This window comes from Streptomyces sp. NPDC044003 (assembly GCF_056435185.1).
Window position 1 is genome coordinate 131,387 of the sequence record NZ_JBWKFA010000015.1, and the last position, 20,517, is coordinate 151,903.

The 20,517-nt window shown below is 71.2% G+C and carries 23 protein-coding genes; 14 read left to right on the top strand and 9 right to left on the bottom strand.

Annotation, left to right across the window (positions count from 1 at the left end):
• The first annotated feature begins 114 nt into the window (after positions 1-114).
• The gene (locus AC07AW_RS37565) at positions 115-537 is read left to right on the top strand and encodes a hypothetical protein (RefSeq protein ID WP_478819939.1); all 423 of its coding nucleotides are present in this window, start codon (positions 115-117) and stop codon (positions 535-537) included.
• Here the strand turns inward: AC07AW_RS37565 and AC07AW_RS37570 are convergent.
• A complete protein-coding gene (locus AC07AW_RS37570) occupies positions 470-1,195 on the bottom strand; it encodes a FadR/GntR family transcriptional regulator (RefSeq protein WP_478819962.1) in 726 nt (241 codons plus the stop codon). The genes AC07AW_RS37565 and AC07AW_RS37570 overlap by 68 nt on opposite strands.
• A 78-nt stretch (positions 1,196-1,273) precedes the next feature.
• Here AC07AW_RS37570 and AC07AW_RS37575 point away from each other — a divergent pair, with 78 nt between their 5' ends.
• The 4 genes from AC07AW_RS37575 to AC07AW_RS37590 all read left to right on the top strand — a co-directional run bounded on the left by AC07AW_RS37575 (position 1,274) and on the right by AC07AW_RS37590 (position 3,654).
• Positions 1,274-2,566 (top strand): CynX/NimT family MFS transporter, encoded by a 1,293-nt coding sequence (locus AC07AW_RS37575; RefSeq protein ID WP_478819940.1) that lies wholly within the window; start codon positions 1,274-1,276, stop codon positions 2,564-2,566.
• A 17-nt stretch (positions 2,567-2,583) separates the two neighbouring features.
• Positions 2,584-2,700 (top strand): SGM_5486 family transporter-associated protein, encoded by a 117-nt coding sequence (locus AC07AW_RS37580; protein WP_366040753.1) that lies wholly within the window; start codon positions 2,584-2,586, stop codon positions 2,698-2,700.
• Between the two features lie 196 nt (positions 2,701-2,896).
• Positions 2,897-3,100 (top strand): hypothetical protein, encoded by a 204-nt coding sequence (locus AC07AW_RS37585; protein ID WP_478819941.1) that lies wholly within the window; start codon positions 2,897-2,899, stop codon positions 3,098-3,100.
• A 35-nt stretch (positions 3,101-3,135) separates the two neighbouring features.
• Positions 3,136-3,654 (top strand): SixA phosphatase family protein, encoded by a 519-nt coding sequence (locus tag AC07AW_RS37590; protein ID WP_478819942.1) that lies wholly within the window; start codon positions 3,136-3,138, stop codon positions 3,652-3,654.
• Between the two features lie 91 nt (positions 3,655-3,745).
• On the opposite strand, the gene serB is transcribed toward AC07AW_RS37590, so the two are convergent.
• On the bottom strand, positions 3,746-4,963 hold the full coding sequence (gene serB, locus AC07AW_RS37595; protein WP_478819943.1) for a phosphoserine phosphatase SerB: 1,218 nt from the start codon (positions 4,961-4,963) through the stop codon (positions 3,746-3,748).
• 208 nt (positions 4,964-5,171) lie between these two features.
• Here serB and AC07AW_RS37600 point away from each other — a divergent pair, with 208 nt between their 5' ends.
• Positions 5,172-7,745, top strand: a complete 2,574-nt coding sequence (locus AC07AW_RS37600; protein ID WP_478819944.1) for an ABC transporter ATP-binding protein/permease — start codon at positions 5,172-5,174, stop codon at positions 7,743-7,745.
• Between the two features lie 59 nt (positions 7,746-7,804).
• Here the strand turns inward: AC07AW_RS37600 and AC07AW_RS37605 are convergent, their stop codons facing one another.
• The 3 genes from AC07AW_RS37605 to AC07AW_RS37615 form a co-directional block, all read right to left on the bottom strand.
• Positions 7,805-8,584: a transglycosylase SLT domain-containing protein gene (locus tag AC07AW_RS37605; protein ID WP_478819945.1), complete on the bottom strand. Its 780-nt coding sequence runs from the start codon at positions 8,582-8,584 to the stop codon at positions 7,805-7,807.
• Between the two features lie 289 nt (positions 8,585-8,873).
• On the bottom strand, positions 8,874-9,965 hold the full coding sequence (locus tag AC07AW_RS37610; protein WP_478819946.1) for an S-adenosylmethionine:tRNA ribosyltransferase-isomerase: 1,092 nt from the start codon (positions 9,963-9,965) through the stop codon (positions 8,874-8,876).
• Complete coding sequence (locus AC07AW_RS37615; protein ID WP_478819963.1) at positions 9,962-10,660, bottom strand: SDR family NAD(P)-dependent oxidoreductase; 699 nt, start codon at positions 10,658-10,660, stop codon at positions 9,962-9,964. Before AC07AW_RS37615 ends, AC07AW_RS37610 begins: the two co-directional genes overlap by 4 nt.
• A gap of 173 nt (positions 10,661-10,833) precedes the next feature.
• Between AC07AW_RS37615 and AC07AW_RS37620 the strand changes: the two genes are divergently transcribed.
• The 3 genes from AC07AW_RS37620 (at position 10,834) to AC07AW_RS37630 (ending at position 13,011) form a co-directional block, all read left to right on the top strand.
• Positions 10,834-11,979: a GAF domain-containing sensor histidine kinase gene (locus tag AC07AW_RS37620; protein ID WP_478819947.1), complete on the top strand. Its 1,146-nt coding sequence runs from the start codon at positions 10,834-10,836 to the stop codon at positions 11,977-11,979.
• A complete protein-coding gene (locus AC07AW_RS37625; protein ID WP_478819948.1) occupies positions 11,972-12,616 on the top strand; it encodes a response regulator in 645 nt (214 codons plus the stop codon). Before AC07AW_RS37620 ends, AC07AW_RS37625 begins: the two co-directional genes overlap by 8 nt.
• Positions 12,617-12,768: 152 nt before the next feature.
• Positions 12,769-13,011 (top strand): chaplin, encoded by a 243-nt coding sequence (locus AC07AW_RS37630; protein WP_478819949.1) that lies wholly within the window; start codon positions 12,769-12,771, stop codon positions 13,009-13,011.
• A 189-nt stretch (positions 13,012-13,200) separates the two neighbouring features.
• On the opposite strand, the gene AC07AW_RS37635 is transcribed toward AC07AW_RS37630, so the two are convergent.
• Positions 13,201-13,992: a hypothetical protein gene (locus tag AC07AW_RS37635; RefSeq protein WP_478819950.1), complete on the bottom strand. Its 792-nt coding sequence runs from the start codon at positions 13,990-13,992 to the stop codon at positions 13,201-13,203.
• Between the two features lie 135 nt (positions 13,993-14,127).
• Between AC07AW_RS37635 and AC07AW_RS37640 the strand changes: the two genes are divergently transcribed.
• The 4 genes from AC07AW_RS37640 to AC07AW_RS37655 all read left to right on the top strand — a co-directional run bounded on the left by AC07AW_RS37640 (position 14,128) and on the right by AC07AW_RS37655 (position 17,336).
• Positions 14,128-14,925 carry an ABC transporter ATP-binding protein gene (locus tag AC07AW_RS37640; protein WP_478819951.1) on the top strand — a complete coding sequence of 266 codons (798 nt, stop codon included), beginning with the start codon at positions 14,128-14,130 and terminating at the stop codon, positions 14,923-14,925.
• Positions 14,926-15,001: 76 nt separating this feature from the next.
• On the top strand, positions 15,002-15,430 hold the full coding sequence (locus AC07AW_RS37645; protein WP_478819952.1) for an NfeD family protein: 429 nt from the start codon (positions 15,002-15,004) through the stop codon (positions 15,428-15,430).
• A gap of 103 nt (positions 15,431-15,533) precedes the next feature.
• The gene (locus tag AC07AW_RS37650; RefSeq protein WP_086831988.1) at positions 15,534-16,472 is read left to right on the top strand and encodes an SPFH domain-containing protein; all 939 of its coding nucleotides are present in this window, start codon (positions 15,534-15,536) and stop codon (positions 16,470-16,472) included.
• A gap of 90 nt (positions 16,473-16,562) precedes the next feature.
• Positions 16,563-17,336, top strand: coding sequence for a sulfite exporter TauE/SafE family protein (locus AC07AW_RS37655; protein WP_478819953.1), 774 nt, complete (start codon positions 16,563-16,565; stop codon positions 17,334-17,336).
• A gap of 115 nt (positions 17,337-17,451) precedes the next feature.
• Here the strand turns inward: AC07AW_RS37655 and AC07AW_RS37660 are convergent, their stop codons facing one another.
• The 3 genes from AC07AW_RS37660 to AC07AW_RS37670 form a co-directional block, all read right to left on the bottom strand.
• On the bottom strand, positions 17,452-17,958 hold the full coding sequence (locus tag AC07AW_RS37660) for an HNH endonuclease (RefSeq protein ID WP_041128537.1): 507 nt from the start codon (positions 17,956-17,958) through the stop codon (positions 17,452-17,454).
• A 171-nt stretch (positions 17,959-18,129) separates the two neighbouring features.
• On the bottom strand, positions 18,130-18,663 hold the full coding sequence (locus tag AC07AW_RS37665; protein ID WP_478819954.1) for a YbhB/YbcL family Raf kinase inhibitor-like protein: 534 nt from the start codon (positions 18,661-18,663) through the stop codon (positions 18,130-18,132).
• Between the two features lie 43 nt (positions 18,664-18,706).
• Positions 18,707-19,489, bottom strand: coding sequence for a sporulation protein (locus tag AC07AW_RS37670; protein WP_478819955.1), 783 nt, complete (start codon positions 19,487-19,489; stop codon positions 18,707-18,709).
• Between the two features lie 78 nt (positions 19,490-19,567).
• Here AC07AW_RS37670 and AC07AW_RS37675 point away from each other — a divergent pair, with 78 nt between their 5' ends.
• The gene (locus AC07AW_RS37675; protein WP_478819956.1) at positions 19,568-20,230 is read left to right on the top strand and encodes a DNA-3-methyladenine glycosylase; all 663 of its coding nucleotides are present in this window, start codon (positions 19,568-19,570) and stop codon (positions 20,228-20,230) included.
• The last annotated feature ends 287 nt before the right edge of the window (positions 20,231-20,517 follow it).

Consider the following 20,517-nt stretch of genomic DNA (forward strand, 5'->3'; position numbering starts at 1 on the left):
GGACACACGGCCCTCGCCGTTCCGCAACTCCTGCACGGGTCGAAAAGTAGCCCGAATGACCCCAGACTGAGGCAGAGCGTGATGTTCTGCTGCTGACGGGGAGGAGGTACGGGCATGCGCGCGATACGTCAGGGCTTCGGGGCGTTCGCCTCCGTCGCCGTTCTGATCACCGGGACAGCCGTGGCCACCGAGCTGCGGGCCGCTCCCGCCCCGGCCGAGGAACGCGCGGCCACCGCCCCGGCGGCTGAGGAGCCGGAGAACTTCGGGGCCTCCTGCCACACCGTCGTCGAGGGCTCCCGTGTCACCGCGCACTGCAGCAACCCGTACCCCCGCACCGACCTGATCCGCCTCCACGTCGAGTGCGAGCGCTGGTGGGACGTCGACAGCGACAGCGCCCCCGTGGAGGTCGAACCCGCCGACTACGCCCGGGTCACCGGCCGTTGCTGGAAGGAGGTCCGGTCCGCCTGGGTCACGCACCAGCCCGCGGATCCGGCTCCCGCTCCTGCTCCGGACTCGCTTCCGGTACGGGGTTCCTGAGGCACATGAAGGGGTAGCCGGCCGCCTCCGTGCCGGCCCGCTCGGCATCGCCCTCGCGGATCGCGTCCACGAGGCGCGCGTGGTCCATGTGGTTCTCGGGCCGCAGCACCTGCCCCACGTCGTCGCGCAGCCAATCCCGCAGCAGGTCGCCCAGGTCCGCGTAGAGCTCCGTCAGGACCTCGTTGCCCGACGCGGCGACGACGGCGTGGTGGAAGGCCGCGTCGACCGTCACGAACCGCTCCGCGTCCCCGGACTCCCACGCCTCCTCGCGGCGCCCGAGCAGGGCGTCCAGCTGCTTCAGGTCCCGCTCCGTGCGCCGTTCGGCCGCGAACCGGGCGGCGGCGGACTCCAGCGTGGAGCGCAGCTCGGCCACGTGCCGGGGGTCGGAGCCCGCGAAGCGCCGGTGCATGACGCCCGCCAGCTCGCTGGTGGCGACTACGTACGTCCCCGAGCCCTGGCGGATGTCGAGCAGCCCGTTGTGCGCGAGCGCGCGGACCGCCTCGCGCACGGTGTTCCGGGCGACGCCCAGCTGCTCGACCAGTTCGGGTTCGGTCGGGATACGCGAACCCACCGGCCATTCGCCGGAGGTGATCTGGTTCCGCAGCTCGGCGATCACCTGGTCGGAGAGACCGGTGCGCCGGGGGTGACCGAGGGCCATGGAACGCCTTCCCATTGGTTCAAGTCTGGACCGTTCGAGATTGGACAACCAATCATCCCATGATTCTATGATGGCCCCATGCCTGACGAGCAGAAGACCCTCGACCCCGCCGCGACCGCGCCGTCCGGAACGCCCGCCACCGCCGGCGACTCTCCCGCACCGGACCGTGCCGCCCCGGCGCGCCGCTGGGCCCTCGGCCTCGTCGCCGTCGGACTCGTCCTGGCCGCGCTCAACCTGCGCCCCGCCATCACCAGCCTCGGCGCCCTCCTCGAAGAGGTCAGCCACGACCTCCACATGAGCGGCAGCGTCGCCGGTGTCCTCACCTCCGTGCCCCCGCTCTGCTTCGCGGTCTTCGGCATCACCGCCCCCCGCCTCGCCCGCCGCTTCGGCCCCGCCGCCGTCGTCTGCGCGGGCATGGCCGCGATCTTCACCGGCCTCGTCCTGCGGCCCTTCGCGACCGGCACCGCCGCCTTCCTCGCCGCCAGCGCCCTCGCCCTCATGGGCATCGCCGTCAGCAACGTCCTGATGCCCGTCATCGTCAAGCGGTACTTCCCCGACCGCGTCGGCAGCATGACCGGCCTCTACTCCATGGCGCTCGCCCTGGGCACCTCGGTCGCGGCGGCCGCGACCGTCCCCATGACCGACGCTCTCGGCGGCGGCTGGCGCCTCGGCCTGGGCGTCTGGGCTGTGCTCGCCGCGCTCGCCGTGCTGCCCTGGCTCCCGCTCCTGCGTGACCGGGGCGCGGACGCGGTACGTCCCGCAGTCCCCGCGGCGGCACCGCAGGCGGCCGCGCCCCGCATCACCCGCAGCCGCACCGCCTGGGCGCTCGGCGTCTTCTTCGGCCTCCAGGCCACCGGCGCCTACATCACCATGGGCTGGATGCCGCAGATCTTCCGCGACTCCGGCGTCCCCGCCACCACCGCGGGCGTGCTCCTCGCCGTCACCATGGTCATGGGCGTCCCGCTCGCCTTCGTCATCCCCCGCCTCGCGACCCGGATGAAGAACCAGGGCCCGATCGTCGTCGCCCTCGGCCTGTGCGGACTCACCGGCTACACCGGACTCTTCCTGGCCCCCGCCGCCGGAGCCTGGGTCTGGGCGGTGCTCCTCGGCATCTCGAACTGCTCCTTCCCGCTCGCCCTCACGATGATCGGCATGCGCTCGCGCACCGGCGCCGGCGTCGTCCGGCTCTCCGCCTTCGCGCAGAGCGTCGGCTACCTGATCTCGATCCCCGGCCCCCTCCTCGTCGGCGTGCTCTACCAGCACAGCGGCGGCTGGGGACTGCCCGTCGCCCTCATGGGCGGACTGATGGTCCCGCAGATGATCGTCGGAACCCTGGCGGGCAGGGACCGGACGGTCGAGGACGAATGCTGAGATGTAAGACTGTTCCCATGCCAGTCCTCGAACCCAACCCCCAGAACGGCCAGAAGAAGCTGCTCGTCGTGCTCGGCGCGATGCTCGGCATCACGGTCGTCATCGCCGTCATCGCCTCCTTCGCCTCCCCGTGAGTCTCCCCCTGGGGCTTCCCCCGGGTCTCCCCGTGGGTCTTCCCCTGGGTCTCCCCGTGAGGTGGGGGTAGCCCCCGCATCCCCTAGGGGGCGGGTCTCAGGGTGAAGTGGGTGGATCACCGGATGTGCCGGCGGACGCGCGATCCGTACGTTGGTGACAACGGCGAAAGCGCGGAACTCACCCACGGAGGCGGCCATGTCGGCCCCCACGCACCCCGGCATCCGGACCACGACCACCGGCGTCGACACCCGGCTGCCCTGGTGGGCCCTCGCCCTCCCCGCAGCCGCCTTCCTCGCCCTCCTGGTCCTCATGGCCGGGTCGGGTGAGGCCCGGGCGACCACGGGTGACCCTGCGGTCGGGCGGGTCCTGGAGCAGGTCTGGCAAACGCTCTCTCCCTGAGTCGGAGTGGCCTGTTTCGTGCGAAGCTGTGGACCATGAGCGTCGATACACCCCGCAGCATCGTGCTCCTCCGGCACGCGAAGGCAGACTGGAACGACTCTTCCGACCATGAGCGACCGCTCGCCGACCGAGGCCGCAAGGACGCCCCGGTGGCCGGCCGCAAGCTCGCCGACAGCGGCATCGCCTTCGACCTGGCCCTCTGTTCGACCGCCCTCCGCACCCGCGAGACCTGGAAGCTGGCCGTCCACGAGCTGCCCGTGCGCCCCAAGACGGTGTACGAGGACCGCATGTACGAGGCCTCCCTCGGCGAGCTCATCGCCCTGGTGAACGAGACCCCGGACGCCGTGAACAACCTCCTGCTCATCGGCCACAACCCCGGCATGCACGCCCTCGCCGACGCCCTCGCCGGCGAGGCCGAGGGCGACACCCTCGCCCGCATGAGCCACAGCGGCTTCCCGGCCTCCGCCTACGCCGTCGTCACCTTCAACGGCTCCTGGAAGTCCGTGGAGCACGGCGTCGGCAAGCTCGTCGACTTCTGGACCCCGCACGCCTGACCCCGTACGTGTGATCCCGTACGCCTGATCCCGTACGCGGAAGGGCCCGGGCGTCGACCGACGCCCGGGCCCTTCTCCGTACCCCCACCGCTCAGTGCGGCAGGTCCTCCTCGCCGACGTCCGCGGCCTCGACCTCTTCGCGCGTGATGCCCAGCAGGTACAGCACGGTGTCCAGGAACGGCACGTTCACCGCCGTGTGGGCCGCCTGACGCACCACCGGCTTCGCGTTGAACGCCACCCCGAGCCCGGCCGCGTTCAGCATGTCCAGGTCGTTGGCCCCGTCGCCGATCGCCACGGTCTGCGCCAGCGGCACCCCCGCCTCCGTGGCGAACCGGCGCAGCAGCCGCGCCTTGCCCGCCCGGTCGACGATCTCGCCGGTCACCCGGCCGGTGAGCTTCCCGTCCACGATCTCCAGGGTGTTGGCCGAGGCGAAGTCGAGGCCGAGCCGCTCCTTCAGATCGTCGGTGACCTGCGTGAACCCGCCGGAGACGACACCCACCTGGTAGCCGAGCCGCTTGAGCGTACGGATCAGGGTCCGGGCGCCGGGCGTCAGCCGCACCTCGGCGCGGACCTTGTCGACCACCGAGGCGTCGAGGCCCGCGAGCAGCTCCACGCGCGCGTGCAGCGACTGCTCGAAGTCCAGCTCGCCGCGCATCGCCGCCGCCGTCACCTCGGCGACCTTGTCCTCGCAGCCCGCGTGCGCGGCGAAGAGCTCGATCACCTCGTCCTGGATCAGGGTCGAGTCGACGTCCATGACGACCAGCCGCTGGGCCCGCCGGTGCAGACCGGCGGAGACCACGGCCACGTCGACGCCGACGGAGTGCGCCTCGGTGGCGAGGGCGGTCCGCAGCGGTTCGGTCTCGCAGCCCGAGACGGCGAACTCGACCGCCGTCACCGGGTACTTCGCGAGGCGGAAGATACGGTCGATGTTGCCGCCGGTCTCCGCGATCCTGGCCGCTATGGCCGCCGTCTGCTCGGCGGTGAGCGGGTGGCCGAGCACGGTGACGTGCGAGCGTCCCTCGCCACGGGGACGGTTGTCGCCCGTGCCGGAGATGATCTCGGCCTGGAGCTTCATCGACTCGGCCCAGCTGTGGATGGTGGCCCGGAGCTCGCCCTGCGAGGCGACGGTCGGCTCGGTGACGAGCGCGCACAGGACGAGGCGGCCCCGGGAGACCACCTGCTCGATGTCCACGACGTCGACGGAGTAGGCGGCGAGGGTGTCGAAGAGTCCCGCGGTGATCCCGGGACGGTCCTTCCCGAAGATCTTGACGAGAAGGGTGGGAACGTCTGAGGTCTGCGATGCGCTCATGGTGGTTCCACCGTATCGGGCACCGTGTGCCGCCCGAGCGCCCGTCCCGCCCTGCGGACACCCGAGTGGTCCAGGACTTGCCCGGGGCTTGCCCCGAAGGTCTTCACGCGGCCCGACTTTCCGAGACGGGACCGGGCCTGAAATAGTTCCCCAGGATGATTCGCCATCCCTGGACTCCCGAAGACGGGGGTACATCGGGGGACAAGTAGTGGGGCATGGAGTGCCAGAACTCGTACTGGAATTGAACGGCAGGACCTGGACGCTCGATCCGTCCCGGTCGTACACCCTGGGCAGGGACCCTCAGGGTGACCTGGTCATCGACGATGCCAGGGTCTCGTGGCGCCACGCCACCATCAGCTGGGGCGGCCGGAGCTGGGTCATCGAGGACCACGGCTCCACCAACGGCACCTTCCTCCAGGGCCAGAGGATCCACCAGGTGGAGATCGGCCCCGGTTCGGCCGTCAACCTCGGCAACGCCACCGACGGCCCGCGGCTGAATCTCGCCGCCGGCGCGGACGCCGCGCCTCAGCAGCAGGCACCGCAGCAGCAGGTGCCCCAGCAGCAGGCCCCTGCCCAGCAGGCCCCCGCGCACCACGCGGCCGGCGCCGCCGCAGCCCAGGCCGACTGGGCCACGCACCAGGCGCCGCCGCAGCAGCAGGGCTGGCAGCAGCCGGCCCAACAGCCGCCCGTCCACCAGCCGGTCCCGCACCAGCAGGGACCCGCCCAGGGGCACCCCGGCGGCTCCGCGGGGGCGCCGTCGCCCTACGGCGACCACCGCAGCCCGACGACCTTCTACCAGCTGGACCTCGGCCGCGTGATGCGGATCGGCCGTGCCCTCGAGAACGAACTGGTCGTCTCCGACCTCCAGGTCTCGCGGCACCACGCCGAGTTCCACGCGACGCCCGACGGCCGCTTCGAGATCCGCGACCTCGGCTCGCACAACGGCACGTACGTCAACGGTCAGCCGATCGCCAAGGGCGGCACGGCCCTCCTCGGCCCGCAGGACATCGTCGGCGTCGGTCACTCGACCTTCCGCATCGTCGGCGGCCAGCTGGAAGAGTTCGTCGACACCGGCTCGGTCTCCTTCTCGGCCCGCCACCTCACGGTCACGGTCGACGGCGGCAAGCAGATCCTCAAGGACGTCACCTTCGGCGTCCCGGAGAAGTCGCTGATCGGCGTCATCGGCCCGTCCGGCTCCGGCAAGTCCACCCTGCTCAAGGCGCTGACCGGCTACCGCCCGGCCAACGAGGGCGATGTCCTCTACGACAACCGCAGCCTCTACAAGCAGTTCGCCGAGCTGCGCCAGCGCATCGGTCTGGTCCCGCAGGACGACATCCTGCACAAGGAGCTGACCGTCCAGAAGGCGCTGCGCTACGCGGCCAAGCTCCGCTTCCCCGGCGACACCGCCACGGCCGAGCGCGAGGCCCGCATCGACGAGGTGCTGCGCGAGCTCAAGCTCGACATCCACAAGGAGAAGAAGGTCACCTCCCTCTCCGGTGGCCAGCGCAAGCGCGTCTCCGTCGCCCTGGAGCTCCTCACCAAGCCCTCGCTGATCTTCCTGGACGAGCCGACCTCCGGCCTCGACCCGGGCATGGACCGCGATGTCATGCAGCTGCTCCGCGGCCTCGCGGACGACGGCCGCACGGTCCTCGTCGTCACCCACTCGGTGGCCGAGCTGGGCCTCTGCGACAAGCTGCTCGTGATGGCGCCCGGCGGCTCCGTGGCGTACTTCGGCCCGCCGGAGGAGGCGCTGAACTTCTTCGGCTACTCCACCTGGGCCGACGTCTTCTCCGCCTTCGAGAACTACCGCGACTACGACTGGGCGGGCCGCTGGAAGGGCTCGCAGCACTACCAGATGTACGCCGCGGACATCGACGCCGTCGCCGCGCAGCCCGTCCAGATGCCGCAGCAGGCCATGGCCCGCCCGCCGAAGCCGCAGGGCTGGGGCTCGCAGCTGTTGACCCTGATCCGCCGCTACGTGTCGGTGATCGCCTCCGACAAGGGCTTCATGGCCCTGATGGTGATCCTGCCGGCCGTCCTCGGCGCGGTGTCCGTCGTCATCCCCGCCGACTTCGGCCTCGGGAAGCCCACGCCGCCGTCCCGCTTCAACGGCGACGCCGGCACGATCATGCTGATCCTCGCGGTCGGCATGTGCTTCTCCGGCGCGGCCAACTCCGTCCGAGAGCTGATCAAGGAACGCGTCATCTACGAGCGGGAGCGCGCCGTCGGCCTGTCCCGTTCCGCGTACCTGATGTCCAAGGTCATCGTCCTCGGCCTGATCACGGCCTTCCAGGGCGTGATCATCTGCGGCATCGGCTTCTCCACGCGCGCGCTGCCCGAAGAGGGCCTGTTCATGCCGCCGGCCGCCGAGCTGTGCATCCAGGTCATCGCGCTCGGCCTGACCTCGATGATGGTCGGCCTGGTCATCTCCGCGCTGGTGAAGACCGCCGAGAAGACCATGCCGCTGCTCGTCATGTTCGCGATCATCCAGGTCGTGTTCACCGGCATCCTCTTCCAGGTGTACGGCTCGCCCGGCCTGGAGCAGTTCGCCTGGCTCATGCCCTCCCGCTGGGGCATCGCCGGCGCCGGCACCACCCTGGACCTGGCGCACCTGATGCCGCCGTGGGACCACAAGGACCCCACGAACACCGACCCGCTGTGGGAGCACACGGTCGGCCAGTGGAGCCTCGACCTCGGCATCCAGCTGTTCATGGCGACCGTCTGCTGCGTCCTCGTGGCGCGGCTGCTGCGCCGCCACGAGCCCGAGGTCATGCGCAAGTAACCCTCGCGACGCCACGCCGAAGGGCGGCACCCCTCTCCGGGGTGCCGCCCTTCCGCGTATCAGTACGCGCTGTTGACGTTGTCGATCGAGCCGTAGCGGTCGGCCGCGTAGTTGGCGGCGGCGACGATGTTGGCGACCGGGTCGTACTGGTCGAACTTGGTGCCGGCGATGTGGTACGCCTTGAAGGTCGGGTAGATCACCTGGAGCAGGCCCTTGGACGGGACGCCGTTGATGGCGTTGATGTCCCAGTTGTTGATGGCGTACGGGTTGCCGCTGGACTCGCGCATGATGTTCCGGTGCAGGCCGTTGTAGGTGCCCGGGATGTTGTGCTTGTCCATGATGTAGAGCGCCTCGCGGATCCAGCCGTCGAGGTTGTTCGCGAAGACCGGGGTACGGGCGACGGAACGGCTCGCGGCGGCCTTCTCGGCGGCGCGCTTCTTCGCGGCGGCCTTGGCCTTGGCCTCGGCCTTCGCCTTGGCGGCGGCCTTCGCCTTGGCGGCGGCCTTGGCCTTGGCGGCGGCCTTGGCCTTCGCGTCGGCCTTCGCCTTGGCGGCGGCGGCCTTGGCCTTGGCCTCGGCCTCCTGCTTGGCCTTCAGACCGATGGTGGTCTGCTGCTCGCTGACGCTGGCGGCCAGCGCCTTGGCCTGCGGGCTGTTCGCGTCGTACGACCAGGCGACCTGCTGGGTACCGGACAGGGCCTGCGGCTCGGTCTCGGTGCCGCCGTTGCCGGGCACGAGGGAGAAGGTGAGGGCTGCGGCGCTCAGAGCGACGACGCCGGCGATCGTGGCCTTGTGGGTCTTCTTCAGACCACGACTGTGGCCAGGGGTGTTCGCAGACATGCAGGACTACCTCTTCGAATCGCTGGGGGTCGCTCGGCCGGGGCGGCGCTGCGCCTGCTCGGCGGCGACGGGGGCAATTCTTAGCGGCAGCAAAATCCTGTGGCAAAGGTGTGACGTACGAACCCGGGTAGTGGATCAGGGGGTTGTGCACGGGCCACGCAAAGCCCCCTGTGCCCCATTTCCTCCGCCGATTTCCGGTGTCGTGGGGTCCACTAGGGGGCTTCGTAAGTGATGTGGGTCCTATGCGCGGCCTCACATCGGGCACGTAACAAACTGACCAGGCGTTGCGTCAGCAATGCGCAGGGTGAGGTTCCTCCTCCGGGAGGAGGAGATGGACGTCGCCGAACTCGTGCCAGAGGTAGCGGCCCCGTACCGCGGCGTCGTACGCGCTCCGCAGCGCGGGCCGCCCGGCGACCGCCTCCAGCATCAGCAGATGCGAGGCCTCGGGCTCGTGCAGGCCGGTGAGCAGCCCGTCCACGACCCGCACCCCCCGCGCGGGCGTCACCACGAGCCCGGTCCACCCCCGAACGGCCCGCACGACCCCGTCGACCGCGGCCGACTCCAGGGCCCGCACCACCGTGGTCCCCACCGCGATCACCCGGCCGCCCTCGGCCCGGGCCGTGTTCACCAGGGCCGCCGTCGCCGCCGGCACCTCGAAGCGTTCCGGGTACGGCGGCTCGTGGGCCTCAGCAGACGACACCCCCGTATGAAGGGACAGCGGGGCGATCCGTACGCCCCGGTCGACCAGCTCCGCCACGAGCCGGGCCGTGAAGGGCCGCCCCGCGCTCGGCATCTCCGCCGAGCCCGCCCCGTCGGGGGAGGGGAGGGCGAAGACCGTCCGGTACGCCGACAGGGGCTGGTCCCGCTCCGTGTACCCGTACCGGATGGCCCGCCCGTACCGCCCGAGCAGCCCCGGCACGTCCGCGTCCGCCCGCGCCCACCACAGCCGCCCGCTCCCGGGCACCAGCGGCTCCGCCAGCACCAGCCGCGCCCCTCCGGGCAGCCGCACGACCGCCCCCGCCGGACCGCCCCCACGCGGGCGCGTACTGCCCGACCCGTCCGGCGTCCGCAGCTCCACGGCCCACCGCCCGTCGTCCCCGCGGGTGGAGAAGTGGACGACCACCGGCTCCCCGCCGGGCCCGGACCCCGGGGGGTGTCCTGCCAGCCGGCCGTCCACGGCCGCCGCCAGCGTCGTCGAGGTGTTCACGGCGAGCACGTCCCCGGCCCGCAGCAGCGCCGGCAGCTCCGTGAAGGAGTGGTGCGACACCTCCTCGCCCCGCGACACGAGCAGCCGCACGTCGTCCCGGCCCCGCCCGGGCCCCCGCTGCTCGGCCGGCACCCGCGCCGACAGCTCCGCCGGCACCCGTACGGCGAGGCTCATCGTGTCTCCAGGAAGGCCGGCGCCGAGTACCGCCCGCTCGCCGGCCGCTCGTCGAGCAGCCGCAGGAAGACCGGGGCGACCTCGTCCGGGGTCGGCGTCCCCGACAGGTCCTCGCCGGGCTCCGCGGCCGCCAGCATGTCCGTCCGCATCCCGCCCGGGTCCACCCACCAGACCCGCAGCCCCGGCTCCTCCACCGCCAGGACCGCCGACAGCTGGTCGAGCGCCGCCTTCGTCGCCCCGTACGCGCCCCAGGTCCGGTACGCCTCCGCAGCCGCGTCCGAACTCAGATTGACCACCGCCCCGGCGGGCGACGTACGCAGCAGGGGCAGCGCCTCCTGAAGGAGCCCCAGCGGAGCCACCACGTTGACCTCCAGGGCCGCCCGGAACCCGTCCAGCGAGTGACGGTCGAGCGGCACGAGCGGCTCGGCGCCCAGGATCCCCGCGTTGTTCACCACCAGATCGAGCCCCCCGAGCTCCCCCGCCGCCGCCACCAGCTCCCGCCGGTGCGCCGCGTCCGTCACGTCCCCCGCCAGCGCCACCACCCGGGCGCCACGCGCGCGGGCCGCCTCCGCGCTCTCCTCCAGTACGTCCGCCTTGCGGGCGTCGAGCACCAGATCCCAGCCCCGCCCGGCGAGCGCCGCGGCCAGCGCCCGTCCAAGACCCCTCGACGCACCCGTGATGATCGCGACAGCCATGACGTCCATCCCCTCTTCCTTCTGGATGGCTCAAGCCTCCGGCCGCACCCCCGCCCACCGCCTCGGCCCCGGGCCCGGACCGCCGAGGGCACTTCGACCTAGGTCCCGAGACCTGCGCCGCCCTCGTCCCCAGGCGGATACGGACCGTCACACCCCGCCGGTACGGTGAACACATGAGCCATCGACCGAGCTCCGGCCTGGCCGCCGTGAGCACCGCCCTCCTGGCGATGAGCCGCCATCTGGAGGTCCGCGACGTCCTCAAGACGATCGTGACCTCCGCCCGCGAGCTGCTCGACGCCGAGTACGCGGCCCTGGGCGTCCCCGACGACCACGGCGGCTTCGCCCAGTTCGTGGTCGACGGCGTCAGCGACGAGCAGTGGAAGGCCATCGGCCCCCTGCCCCGCCAGCACGGCATCCTCGCCTCGATGCTCCACAAGGCCGAGCCCGAGCGGCTCGCCGACGTCCGCAAGGACCCCCGCTTCGAGGGCTGGCCCGACACCCACCCCGAGATGTCCGACTTCCTCGGCCTGCCCGTCCGGGACGGCGACGAGATCCTCGGCGCCCTCTTCCTCGCCAACAAGCGCTGCCCCAAGCCCGACGGCGGCTGCGGCTTCACCGCCGAGGACGAGGCACTCCTCTCGATCCTCGCCCAGCACGCGGCCATCGCCCTCACCAACGCCCGCCTGTACGAGCGCAGCCGCGAGCTCACCATCGCCGAGGAGCGCTCCCGCCTGGCCCACGAGCTGCACGACGCCGTCAGCCAGAAGCTGTTCTCGCTCCGGCTGACCGCCCAGGCCGCCGCCGCCCTCGTCGACCGCGACCCGGCCCGCGCCAAGGGCGAGCTCCAGCAGGTCGCCGTGCTCGCCGCCGAGGCCGCCGACGAGCTGCGCGCCGCCGTCGTCGAGCTCCGGCCCGCCGCCCTCGACGAGGACGGCCTCGTGCACACGCTCCGCACCCAGATCCAGGTCCTCGACCGCGCCCACTCCGCCCGGGTCACCTTCGAGAGCCCCGGGACCCGGGCCCTGCCGGCCGCCCAGGAGGAGGCCGTCCTCCGGGTCGCGCAGGAGGCCCTGCACAACGCCCTGCGGCACGCGGACGCGCAGCTCGTCACGGTCTCCCTGACCCGCAGCGGCCAGGGCGCGCGCCTCACCGTCACCGACGACGGCAAGGGATTCGACCCGCGTACGGTCCGCAGGGCCGGCCGCCACCTCGGCCTGGTCTCCATGCGGGACCGTGCGGGCGGCGTCGGCGGCCGGCTCACCGTGACCTCGGCCCCGGGCGAGGGCACCACGATCGAGATGGAGGTTCCCGGTGGCTGACAAGCCGATCCGTGTCCTGCTGGTCGACGACCACCAGGTCGTCCGCCGAGGCCTGCGCACCTTCCTGGAGGTGCAGGACGACATAGAGGTCGTGGGGGAGGCCTCCGACGGCGACGAAGGGGTCGCGAGGGCCGAGGAGCTCCGCCCCGACGTGGTCCTCATGGACGTGAAGATGCCGGGCACGGACGGCATCGAGGCGCTCAAGCGGCTCCGCGAGCTCGCCAACCCCGCCAGGGTCCTGATCGTCACCAGCTTCACCGAGCAGCGGACGGTCGTCCCCGCGCTCCGGGCCGGGGCCTCCGGATACGTCTACAAGGACGTGGACCCCGACGCCCTGGCCGGCGCGATCCGCTCCGTCCACGCCGGGCACGTCCTGCTCCAGCCCGAGGTCGCGGGCGCGCTCCTCGCCCAGGAGGACTCCCACGGGGGCACGGGGCGGGGGCCGTCCCTCACGGAGCGGGAGCGCGAGGTCCTCGGCCTGATCGCGGACGGCCGGTCCAACCGCGAGATCGCCCGCGCCCTCGTCCTCTCCGAGAAGACGGTCAAGACGCACGTCTCGAACATCCTGATGAAGCTCGACCTCGCGGACCGCACCCAGGCGGCGCTCTGGGCGGTCAGGCACGGCCTCACCAACTGACGCGCCCCCCGGTGCGCCGGGCGCACGACCGTTCAATAGGTCATACCGTCGTGTGTATATCCCCCGTTCGGCGCAACCCGGCGGGGGGTGAGGCGTTCTCCATGGCGTGCTGCGGCGGACCGGCCGCAGCGATGACCAGGAGGATGTACCAAGTGAAGAACCTCAAGAAGGCCGCTGCTCTCACCATGGTCGCCGGTGGCATCGTCGCCGCCGGTGCGGGTGTCGCCTCCGCCCACGGCGCCGAGGCCACGGGCGAGGCCCTCAACTCGCCGGGCGTCGCCTCCGGCAACCTGGTGCAGGTCCCGGTCCACGTCCCCGTGAACGTCTCCGGCAACACGGTCAATGTGATCGGCCTGCTCAACCCGGCCTTCGGCAACGGCGCCTACAACGGCTGACGCCCCCCGAAAAAGACTCGGCCCCCGGACGATCCCCCCGGGGGCCGAACCGTTGTGGGCAATCGTTCCGCAGGGCGTGGGGGTCCCCCCGGACGGAGTCTGGGGGAGGGTGGGCACAACCCCCCAGGGCGTCGCCCGTCCCCCGTACCCGCCCCCCCAGAGCCCCGGCTCAGAGGCGAGGCGCCGGCCTCAGAACCCCCGCTCCCGCTCCCGCTCCTCCACATACGCGTTGTACGCCGCGACCTGCGCGCGCCGAGCCACCCGCTCCACCGGCCGCAGCGCCGCCCCCCGCGCCGCCATCTCCGAGGCGCTCACCGCACCCCCGTGCCCGTGGTCGTACGCCAGGTTCACCAGCAGGCCGATCCGCTGCGCCAGCTCCAGGACCCGCACCGCGCGCGGCGGATAGCCCGGGGCGAGCACCTCGCGCCCCACCTCCGCCCGCGCCCGGTACACCTCGCGCGCCGCGTCCGCCGCCGGACCCGAGGCCGCCACGTCGAGCCGGGTCAGCACCGCCGTCGCGTCCCGCAGCGCCTCCGCCAGCTCCCGCTCCGCCTCGCCCAGGGACGGCACGTCCGCCGGCGGAGCCTCCCGCACGGCGAGGCACTGCCAGACCACCGAGACGTGCACATCACCCGCGGGACCCGCCTCGGAGACCTCCGGCACGAGACCGTACGGCGCACCGAAGCCCACCACCGCCTCCTCGGCCTCCAAGGCGCGCGCGTTGAAGTCCGGCGGCCCGCTCAACCCCAGCGGATGCCCCGGCGCCGGCAGCGCGACCCGCCAGCCGGTCACCCCGAGCCGCCGCAGCCGGCCCAGCGCGAGCGTCAGCCCCACCGGCCCCGCCTCACCCGGCAGCCCCTCCACGCGGTGCACCGCGTCCTCCCCGACAATCGCCGTCGCCGCCTCGTCGGGCGACACGGCCCCGGCCAGCAGGGCATTGCCCCAGGCGGCCAGACGTCCTGAGCGTGGTTCCGAAAGCATCCCCCCAGACTAAGGACTCAAAGGACGCCCTACGGACCGGTCCGCTCCGTCGATAACGTAGGTTTTCCCCTGGACGCCGCGCCCATCGGCGCAAGGCGACGACAAGACTCGACCGCAAGGGGAGACAACGCGCTCATGAGCGATGTACTGGAGCTGGTGGACGTATCCGTGGTCCGCGACGGACGGGCTCTGGTGGACGAGGTCTCCTGGTCGGTCAAGGAGGGCGAGCGCTGGGTGATCCTCGGACCCAACGGCGCCGGCAAGACCACCCTTCTGAACATCGCCTCCAGCTACCTCTTCCCCACCAAGGGCACCGCCCGCATCCTGGACGAGCAGCTGGGCGGCGTCGGCACCGACGTCTTCGAGCTCCGCCCCCGCATCGGTGTGGCCGGCATCGCCATGGCGGAGAAGCTCCCCAAGCGCCAGACCGTCCTGCAGACCGTCCTCACCGCCGCGTACGGCATGACCGCCACCTGGCACGAGGACTACGACCCGGTCGACGAGGAGCGCGCCAAGGCCTTCCTCGACCGGCTCGGGATGAACGACTACCTGGACCGCAAGTTCGGCACCCTCTCCGAGGGCGAGCGCAAGCGGACCCTGATCGCCCGCGCGATGATGACCGACCCGGAGCTCCTCCTCCTCGACGAGCCCGCCGCCGGCCTCGACCTCGGCGGCCGCGAGGACCTGGTCCGCCGCCTCGGCCGCCTCGCCCGCGACCCGTACGCCCCCTCCATGATCATGGTCACCCACCATGTCGAGGAGATCGCCCCCGGCTTCACCCACGTCCTGATGATCCGCCAGGGCAAGGTCCTCGCCGCGGGACCCGTGGAGACCGAGCTCACCTCCCGCAACCTCTCGCACTGCTTCGGCCTGCCGCTCGTCGTCGAGCGCGTCGGCGACCGCTGGACCGCCCACGGCCTGCCCCTGAAGTGACCGGAGAGGGCACCGGCGTCCCGCACAGCCGCCCGCGCCCTGTCCCGGAAGGACCCCACCGCCCTACCATGACCACGTGGACATCGACGCGTGGGTCTGGTGGCTGATCGGCGCGGTGGGGCTCGGCATTCCGCTGGTCCTGACCGCGATGCCGGAGTTCGGCATGTTCTCCGTCGGAGCGGTCGCCGGGGCGGTGACCGCCGCCCTCGGCTTCGGCATCGTCACCCAGGTACTCGTCTTCGTCGTCGTCTCCGTGGCGCTCATCGCGGTGGTACGCCCGATCGCCGTCCGCCACCGCGACGGCAGACCCGAACTCGCCACCGGAGTCGACGCCCTGAAAGGCCGTCAGGCCGTCGTCCTGGAACGGGTCGACAGCCACGGAGGCCGCATCAAGCTCGCCGGCGAGGTCTGGTCCGCGCGCACGCTCGACACCGGCCAGACCTTCGAACCGGGCGAACAGGTCGATGTCGTGGAGATCGACGGGGCGACCGCCGTGGTCATGTGACGTCATGTGACCGAACCTCGCCCATGACGCTCCGCCATCTGGGAAACTCGATCATCGGAAGAAACCCGGCAGACAACCGGCAGCGAAGGGCACGGGGAACACGATGTCAGCAGTCATCATCGTCCTGATCATTCTGGTGGTGCTCGTCTTCATCGCCCTGATCAAGACGATCCAGGTCATCCCGCAGGCGAGTGCGGCGATCGTGGAGCGCTTCGGCCGCTACACCCGCACGCTCAACGCCGGACTGAACATCGTCGTCCCGTTCATCGACTCGATCCGCAACCGGATCGACCTCCGCGAACAGGTCGTCCCGTTCCCGCCGCAGCCGGTGATCACCCAGGACAACCTCGTCGTCAACATCGACACGGTCATCTACTACCAGGTGACCGACGCCCGCGCCGCGACCTACGAGGTCGCCAGCTACATCCAGGCGATCGAGCAGCTCACCGTCACCACCCTGCGCAACATCATCGGCGGCATGGACCTGGAGCGGACCCTCACCTCCCGCGAGGAGATCAACGCGGCCCTGCGCGGCGTCCTCGACGAGGCCACCGGCAAGTGGGGCATCCGCGTCAACCGCGTCGAACTCAAGGCCATCGAGCCGCCGACCTCCATCCAGGACTCGATGGAGAAGCAGATGCGCGCCGAGCGCGACAAGCGCGCCGCGATCCTCACCGCCGAGGGAACGCGCCAGTCCGCGATCCTCACCGCCGAGGGCGAGAAGCAGTCCGCGATCCTGCGCGCCGAGGGTGAGGCCAAGGCCGCCGCCCTCAAGGCCGAGGGCGAGGCGCAGGCCGTCCGCACGGTCTTCGAGGCCATCCACGCGGGCGACCCGGACCAGAAGCTCCTCTCGTACCAGTACCTCCAGATGCTCCCGAAGATCGCCGAGGGCGACGCCAACAAGCTCTGGATCGTGCCCAGCGAGATCGGCGACGCCCTCAAGGGCCTCTCCGGCGCCTTCGGCAACGTCGGCGGCGGCACCCCCGGCTTCAACATCAAGGACGTGCCGTCCGCACGACGAGACGAACCGTCGGTTGACTGACGCGTACACGTAATTCGTGCATGATCAGTGCGAGCCCCTCGACCCTGACGACGTCAGGGCGGGGAGGCGACTCACTGACCATGTAAGGAGATGGCGTTGTCCATCTGGGAAGCCCTGGCAGTCTTCGCCGCCGGCATCGGCGCCGGCACCATCAACACGATTGTCGGATCGGGAACGCTGATCACGTTCCCGGTCCTCCTCGCGACCGGACTCCCCCCGATCACCGCGAACGTCTCCAACGCCCTCGGCCTCGTCCCCGGCTCCATCAGCGGGGCCATCGGCTACCGCCGCGAACTCGAGGGCCAGAAGTCCCGCGTCCTGCGACTCGGCGCCGTCGCCCTCGCCGGCGGCCTCATCGGCGCCATCCTGCTCCTGGCCCTGCCGTCCGAGGCCTTCGACGCGATCGTCCCGGTCCTCATCGGCCTCGCGCTCGTCCTCGTCCTGCTCCAGCCCCGCATCGCCGCCGCCGTGAAGCGCCGCCGCGAACAGACCGGCACCGAGGCCCACCCCGACGGCGGCCCCGTCCTCCTCATCGGCCTCTTCTTCGCCAGCATGTACGGCGGATACTTCGGCGCCGCCCAGGGAGTCCTCTACCTCTCCCTCATGGGCCTGCTGCTCCACGACGACCTGCAGCGCATCAACGCCGTCAAGAACGTCCTCGGCGCTCTGGTCAACGGAATCGCCGCCGTCTTCTTCCTCTTCGTCGCCGACTTCGACTGGACCGCCGTTCTGCTCATCGCCGTCGGCTCCACCCTCGGCGGCCAGCTCGGCGCCAAGGTCGGCCGCAAACTGCCCCCCACGGTCCTGCGCGGGGTGATCATCGCCGTCGGCATCGTGGCCATCCTCCAGCTGACCCTCGGCTAGCCCCCGGCACACCCGAAGGCGGAAGGGCCCGCCTCCCCACCGGGGAAGACGGGCCCTTCCGTACGAAGACGACACGAAGACGACACGAAGACGGATCCGACGACGGATCACACGTCTACGCAGCCGAGTTGGCCAGCCACTCCGGCAGCTCCGACCGCTCGCTCGCCCGCATCGCGAGCAGCATCGCGTCCGCCGGGGTCGGCTCGAACGGCTGGTGCAGCAGCGGCATCCCCGCCTGCTCCGGCGTCCGGTCGGCCTTGCGGTGGTTGTCCTCGGCACAGGAAGCGACCGTATTCAGCCAGCTGTCCCCACCACCCTGCGCCCGCGGCACCACGTGGTCGACCGTCGTCGCCCGCCGCCCGCAGTACGCGCACCGGTGCTGGTCCCGGACCAGCACCCCCCTCCTCGACCACGGAGCCTGTCTTCGGAACGGCACCCGTACGTACCTGCAGAGCCTGATCACCCGGGGCACCGGGAGATCGACGGCGGCACCCCGCACTCTCAGCTCGGGATGGGCCTGCTCGACGACGGCCTTGTCCTGCAGGACAAGCACCACCGCACGGTTGAGTGTGACCGTCGACAGCGGCTCGAAGCTCGCGTTCAGTACCAGCGTGTCCCGCATGTTGCCCACCTCCCGTGTGCCGGCCCCAGCCCCGGGAAGGGGGCTTCGGGCCTGGATCAACGATGGCCGGGCCGGCCGGGTCGGACAACGCAATTTCCTGCGCAACAAAAGATGCCCGCTTCTGATCTCTCCAAGACCAGAAGCGGGCAAACAACTGACGAACGATCAGCCTTACGCGGGATTCTCGTACTCACCCACGAGCTGGGCACGTCCGAGGGTGTGGAAGCGCAGATTGAACCCGACCGCCGCCGGCGAGGCGTCGGCGTCCGGACCGAGCTTCTCCTGATCCACCGCGTACACCGTGAAGACGTACCGGTGCGGCCCGTCCCCCTTCGGCGGAGCGGCACCGCCGAAGTCCATCGAGCCGTAGTCGTTCCGCGCGTGGACGGCACCGGCCGGCAGCCCCTCGAACGCCCCGGAACCGGCACCCACCGGCAGCTCCGTCACCGACACCGGTATGTCGAACAGCACCCAGTGCCAGAACCCGCTGCCCGTCGGGGCGTCCGGGTCGAAGCAGGTCACGGCGAAGCTCTTCGTCTCCGCGGGGAACCCCTCCCAGCTCAGCTGCGGCGAGGTGTTCCCCGCCGCGTACACCTGAGCGTCCTTCAGGACCCCGCCCGGCGCGACGTCGTCGCTCACCACGGTGAACGCCGCCACCGGCGGATGGAAGTCGTGGGGGAGCGGCGCCCTCTTGCCCTCGGACACGTCGAGTACCTCCGAATCGTCCGTCAACGCTGACGAGCCGAGCCTAGAGCCAGTTGCGACGGCCGCCGACCTCGGCGAGCCACTGGTTCAGGTAGGCCGACCAGTCGGTGGCGTGGAAGTCGTGCAGCCCCACCTTGAACGCGCGGAACGAGTCGCTGCCCTCGGTGAACAGACCCGGCTTCTTGTCCATCTCCAGGACGACGTCCATCTCACGCTCGTCCGCGACGAAGCTGACCTCGACCTGGTTCAGACCCCGGTACTGCTGCGGCGCGAAGAACTCGATCTCCTGGTAGAAGGGCAGCTTCTGCCGCGTCCCCCGGATGTGCCCGCGCTCCATGTCCGCGCTCTTGAAGCGGAAGCCCAGCTGGATGAAGGCGTCCAGGATCGCCTGCTGCGCCGGCAGCGGGTGCACGTTGATCGGGTCCAGGTCACCCGAGTCCACGGCCCGGGCGATCTCCAGCTCGGTCGTCACCCCGATGTTCATCCCGCGCAGCTGCTGCCCGGCGACGGAGGTGACCGGCGTCTCCCACGGGATCTCCAGACCGAACGGCACCACGTGCACCGCGCCGGCCTTGACCTCGAAGGCACCGCCCAGACGCACCTTCACGAACTCGATGTCCTGCCTGTGCTCCTGGTCGCCGCCCTCGACCTCGACACGCGCCTGCAGCCCGACGGAGAGCCCCTCGATCTGCTGGTCGACGCTGCCGCCCTGGATCCGCACCTCGCCCTGGACGACCCCACCCGGGACGACGTTCTCCTCGGTGAGCACCGTCTCCACGGTGGCCCCACCGGCACCCAGGCTCGCGAGCAGCTTCTTGAATCCCATGACTTCCACTCCTTCTCGGGTCCTGACCCCTACATACGCGCGACGACCGTAGCCGGTTCCCCACTACCCTCGGACGCCATGAGCGAGAGCCCCGACCGTACGCCGCTCCCGCGGGCCTTCTTCGACCGCCCCGTTCTGGAGGTGGCCCCCGATCTCCTGGGCCGCACGCTCGTCCGCAACACGGACGAAGGCCGGATGGAACTGCGCCTCACGGAGGTGGAGGCGTACGCCGGCGCGATCGACCCCGGCTCCCACGCCTTCCGGGGCCGCACCGACCGCAACGCCGTCATGTTCGGACCCCCCGGACACGCGTACGTCTACTTCACGTACGGCATGTGGCACTGCCTGAACCTGGTGTGCGGTCCCGAGGGACACGCGAGCGGGGTCCTCCTGCGTGCGGGTGAATTCATCGAGGGCGCCGAGCAGGCCCGCCCGCGCCGCCGCTCGGCCCGCTCCGACCACGAGCTGGCGAAGGGCCCGGCCCGCCTGGCGACCGCCCTCGACATCGCCCTCTCCCTGAACGGCACGGACACCTGCGCAGGTCAGGACGGACCGCTCGCCCTCCTCACCGGCACGCCCCCCGCCCCGGACCGCATCGACAGCGGTCCCCGCACGGGCGTCGGCGGCGACGGCGCCCCGCACCCCTGGCGTTTCTGGATCACCGAGGACCCGACCGTGAGCCCGTACCGCGCCCATACGCCCCGCAAACGTCGCCTTGACTCGGGCCATCGGACCCCGTAATGTAGCCCGAGCCGCTGGAAACGGTCTGCTTGTTCGAGCACCCCGCAGCGGCCACCCACTACTCAAGATGACTCCCCAGCAGGGGCGTATTTCGGCATGCCGGAATTCGAATTCGATCGGCTCGATTATGAGTCGCCGAAGAAATCAGCTAACGTAGTGGACACGCCGGAAGGCCCCAAAGCGAAAGCGAATGGGACCGGAAAGCACCGAGGAAATCGGATCGGAAAGATCTGATAGAGTCGGAAACGAAGGAAGCGCCCGGAGGGCCTGGAAACAGGAACGAAGGA

Bases quoted from the DNA above. Each gene is read 5' to 3' on its own strand.
- AC07AW_RS37565 (WP_478819939.1), top strand. From the start codon at position 115: ATGCGCGCGATACGTCAGGGCTTCGGGGCGTTCGCCTCCGTCGCCGTT.
- AC07AW_RS37570 (WP_478819962.1), bottom strand. From the start codon at position 1,195: ATGGCCCTCGGTCACCCCCGGCGCACCGGTCTCTCCGACCAGGTGATC.
- AC07AW_RS37575 (WP_478819940.1), top strand. From the start codon at position 1,274: ATGCCTGACGAGCAGAAGACCCTCGACCCCGCCGCGACCGCGCCGTCC.
- AC07AW_RS37580 (WP_366040753.1), top strand. From the start codon at position 2,584: ATGCCAGTCCTCGAACCCAACCCCCAGAACGGCCAGAAGAAGCTGCTC.
- AC07AW_RS37585 (WP_478819941.1), top strand. From the start codon at position 2,897: ATGTCGGCCCCCACGCACCCCGGCATCCGGACCACGACCACCGGCGTC.
- AC07AW_RS37590 (WP_478819942.1), top strand. From the start codon at position 3,136: ATGAGCGTCGATACACCCCGCAGCATCGTGCTCCTCCGGCACGCGAAG.
- serB (WP_478819943.1), bottom strand. From the start codon at position 4,963: ATGAGCGCATCGCAGACCTCAGACGTTCCCACCCTTCTCGTCAAGATC.
- AC07AW_RS37605 (WP_478819945.1), bottom strand. From the start codon at position 8,584: ATGTCTGCGAACACCCCTGGCCACAGTCGTGGTCTGAAGAAGACCCAC.
- AC07AW_RS37610 (WP_478819946.1), bottom strand. From the start codon at position 9,965: ATGAGCCTCGCCGTACGGGTGCCGGCGGAGCTGTCGGCGCGGGTGCCG.
- AC07AW_RS37615 (WP_478819963.1), bottom strand. From the start codon at position 10,660: ATGGCTGTCGCGATCATCACGGGTGCGTCGAGGGGTCTTGGACGGGCG.
- AC07AW_RS37620 (WP_478819947.1), top strand. From the start codon at position 10,834: ATGAGCCATCGACCGAGCTCCGGCCTGGCCGCCGTGAGCACCGCCCTC.
- AC07AW_RS37635 (WP_478819950.1), bottom strand. From the start codon at position 13,992: ATGCTTTCGGAACCACGCTCAGGACGTCTGGCCGCCTGGGGCAATGCC.
- AC07AW_RS37640 (WP_478819951.1), top strand. From the start codon at position 14,128: ATGAGCGATGTACTGGAGCTGGTGGACGTATCCGTGGTCCGCGACGGA.
- AC07AW_RS37650 (WP_086831988.1), top strand. From the start codon at position 15,534: ATGTCAGCAGTCATCATCGTCCTGATCATTCTGGTGGTGCTCGTCTTC.
- AC07AW_RS37655 (WP_478819953.1), top strand. From the start codon at position 16,563: ATGGCGTTGTCCATCTGGGAAGCCCTGGCAGTCTTCGCCGCCGGCATC.
- AC07AW_RS37660 (WP_041128537.1), bottom strand. From the start codon at position 17,958: ATGCGGGACACGCTGGTACTGAACGCGAGCTTCGAGCCGCTGTCGACG.
- AC07AW_RS37670 (WP_478819955.1), bottom strand. From the start codon at position 19,489: ATGGGATTCAAGAAGCTGCTCGCGAGCCTGGGTGCCGGTGGGGCCACC.
- AC07AW_RS37675 (WP_478819956.1), top strand. From the start codon at position 19,568: ATGAGCGAGAGCCCCGACCGTACGCCGCTCCCGCGGGCCTTCTTCGAC.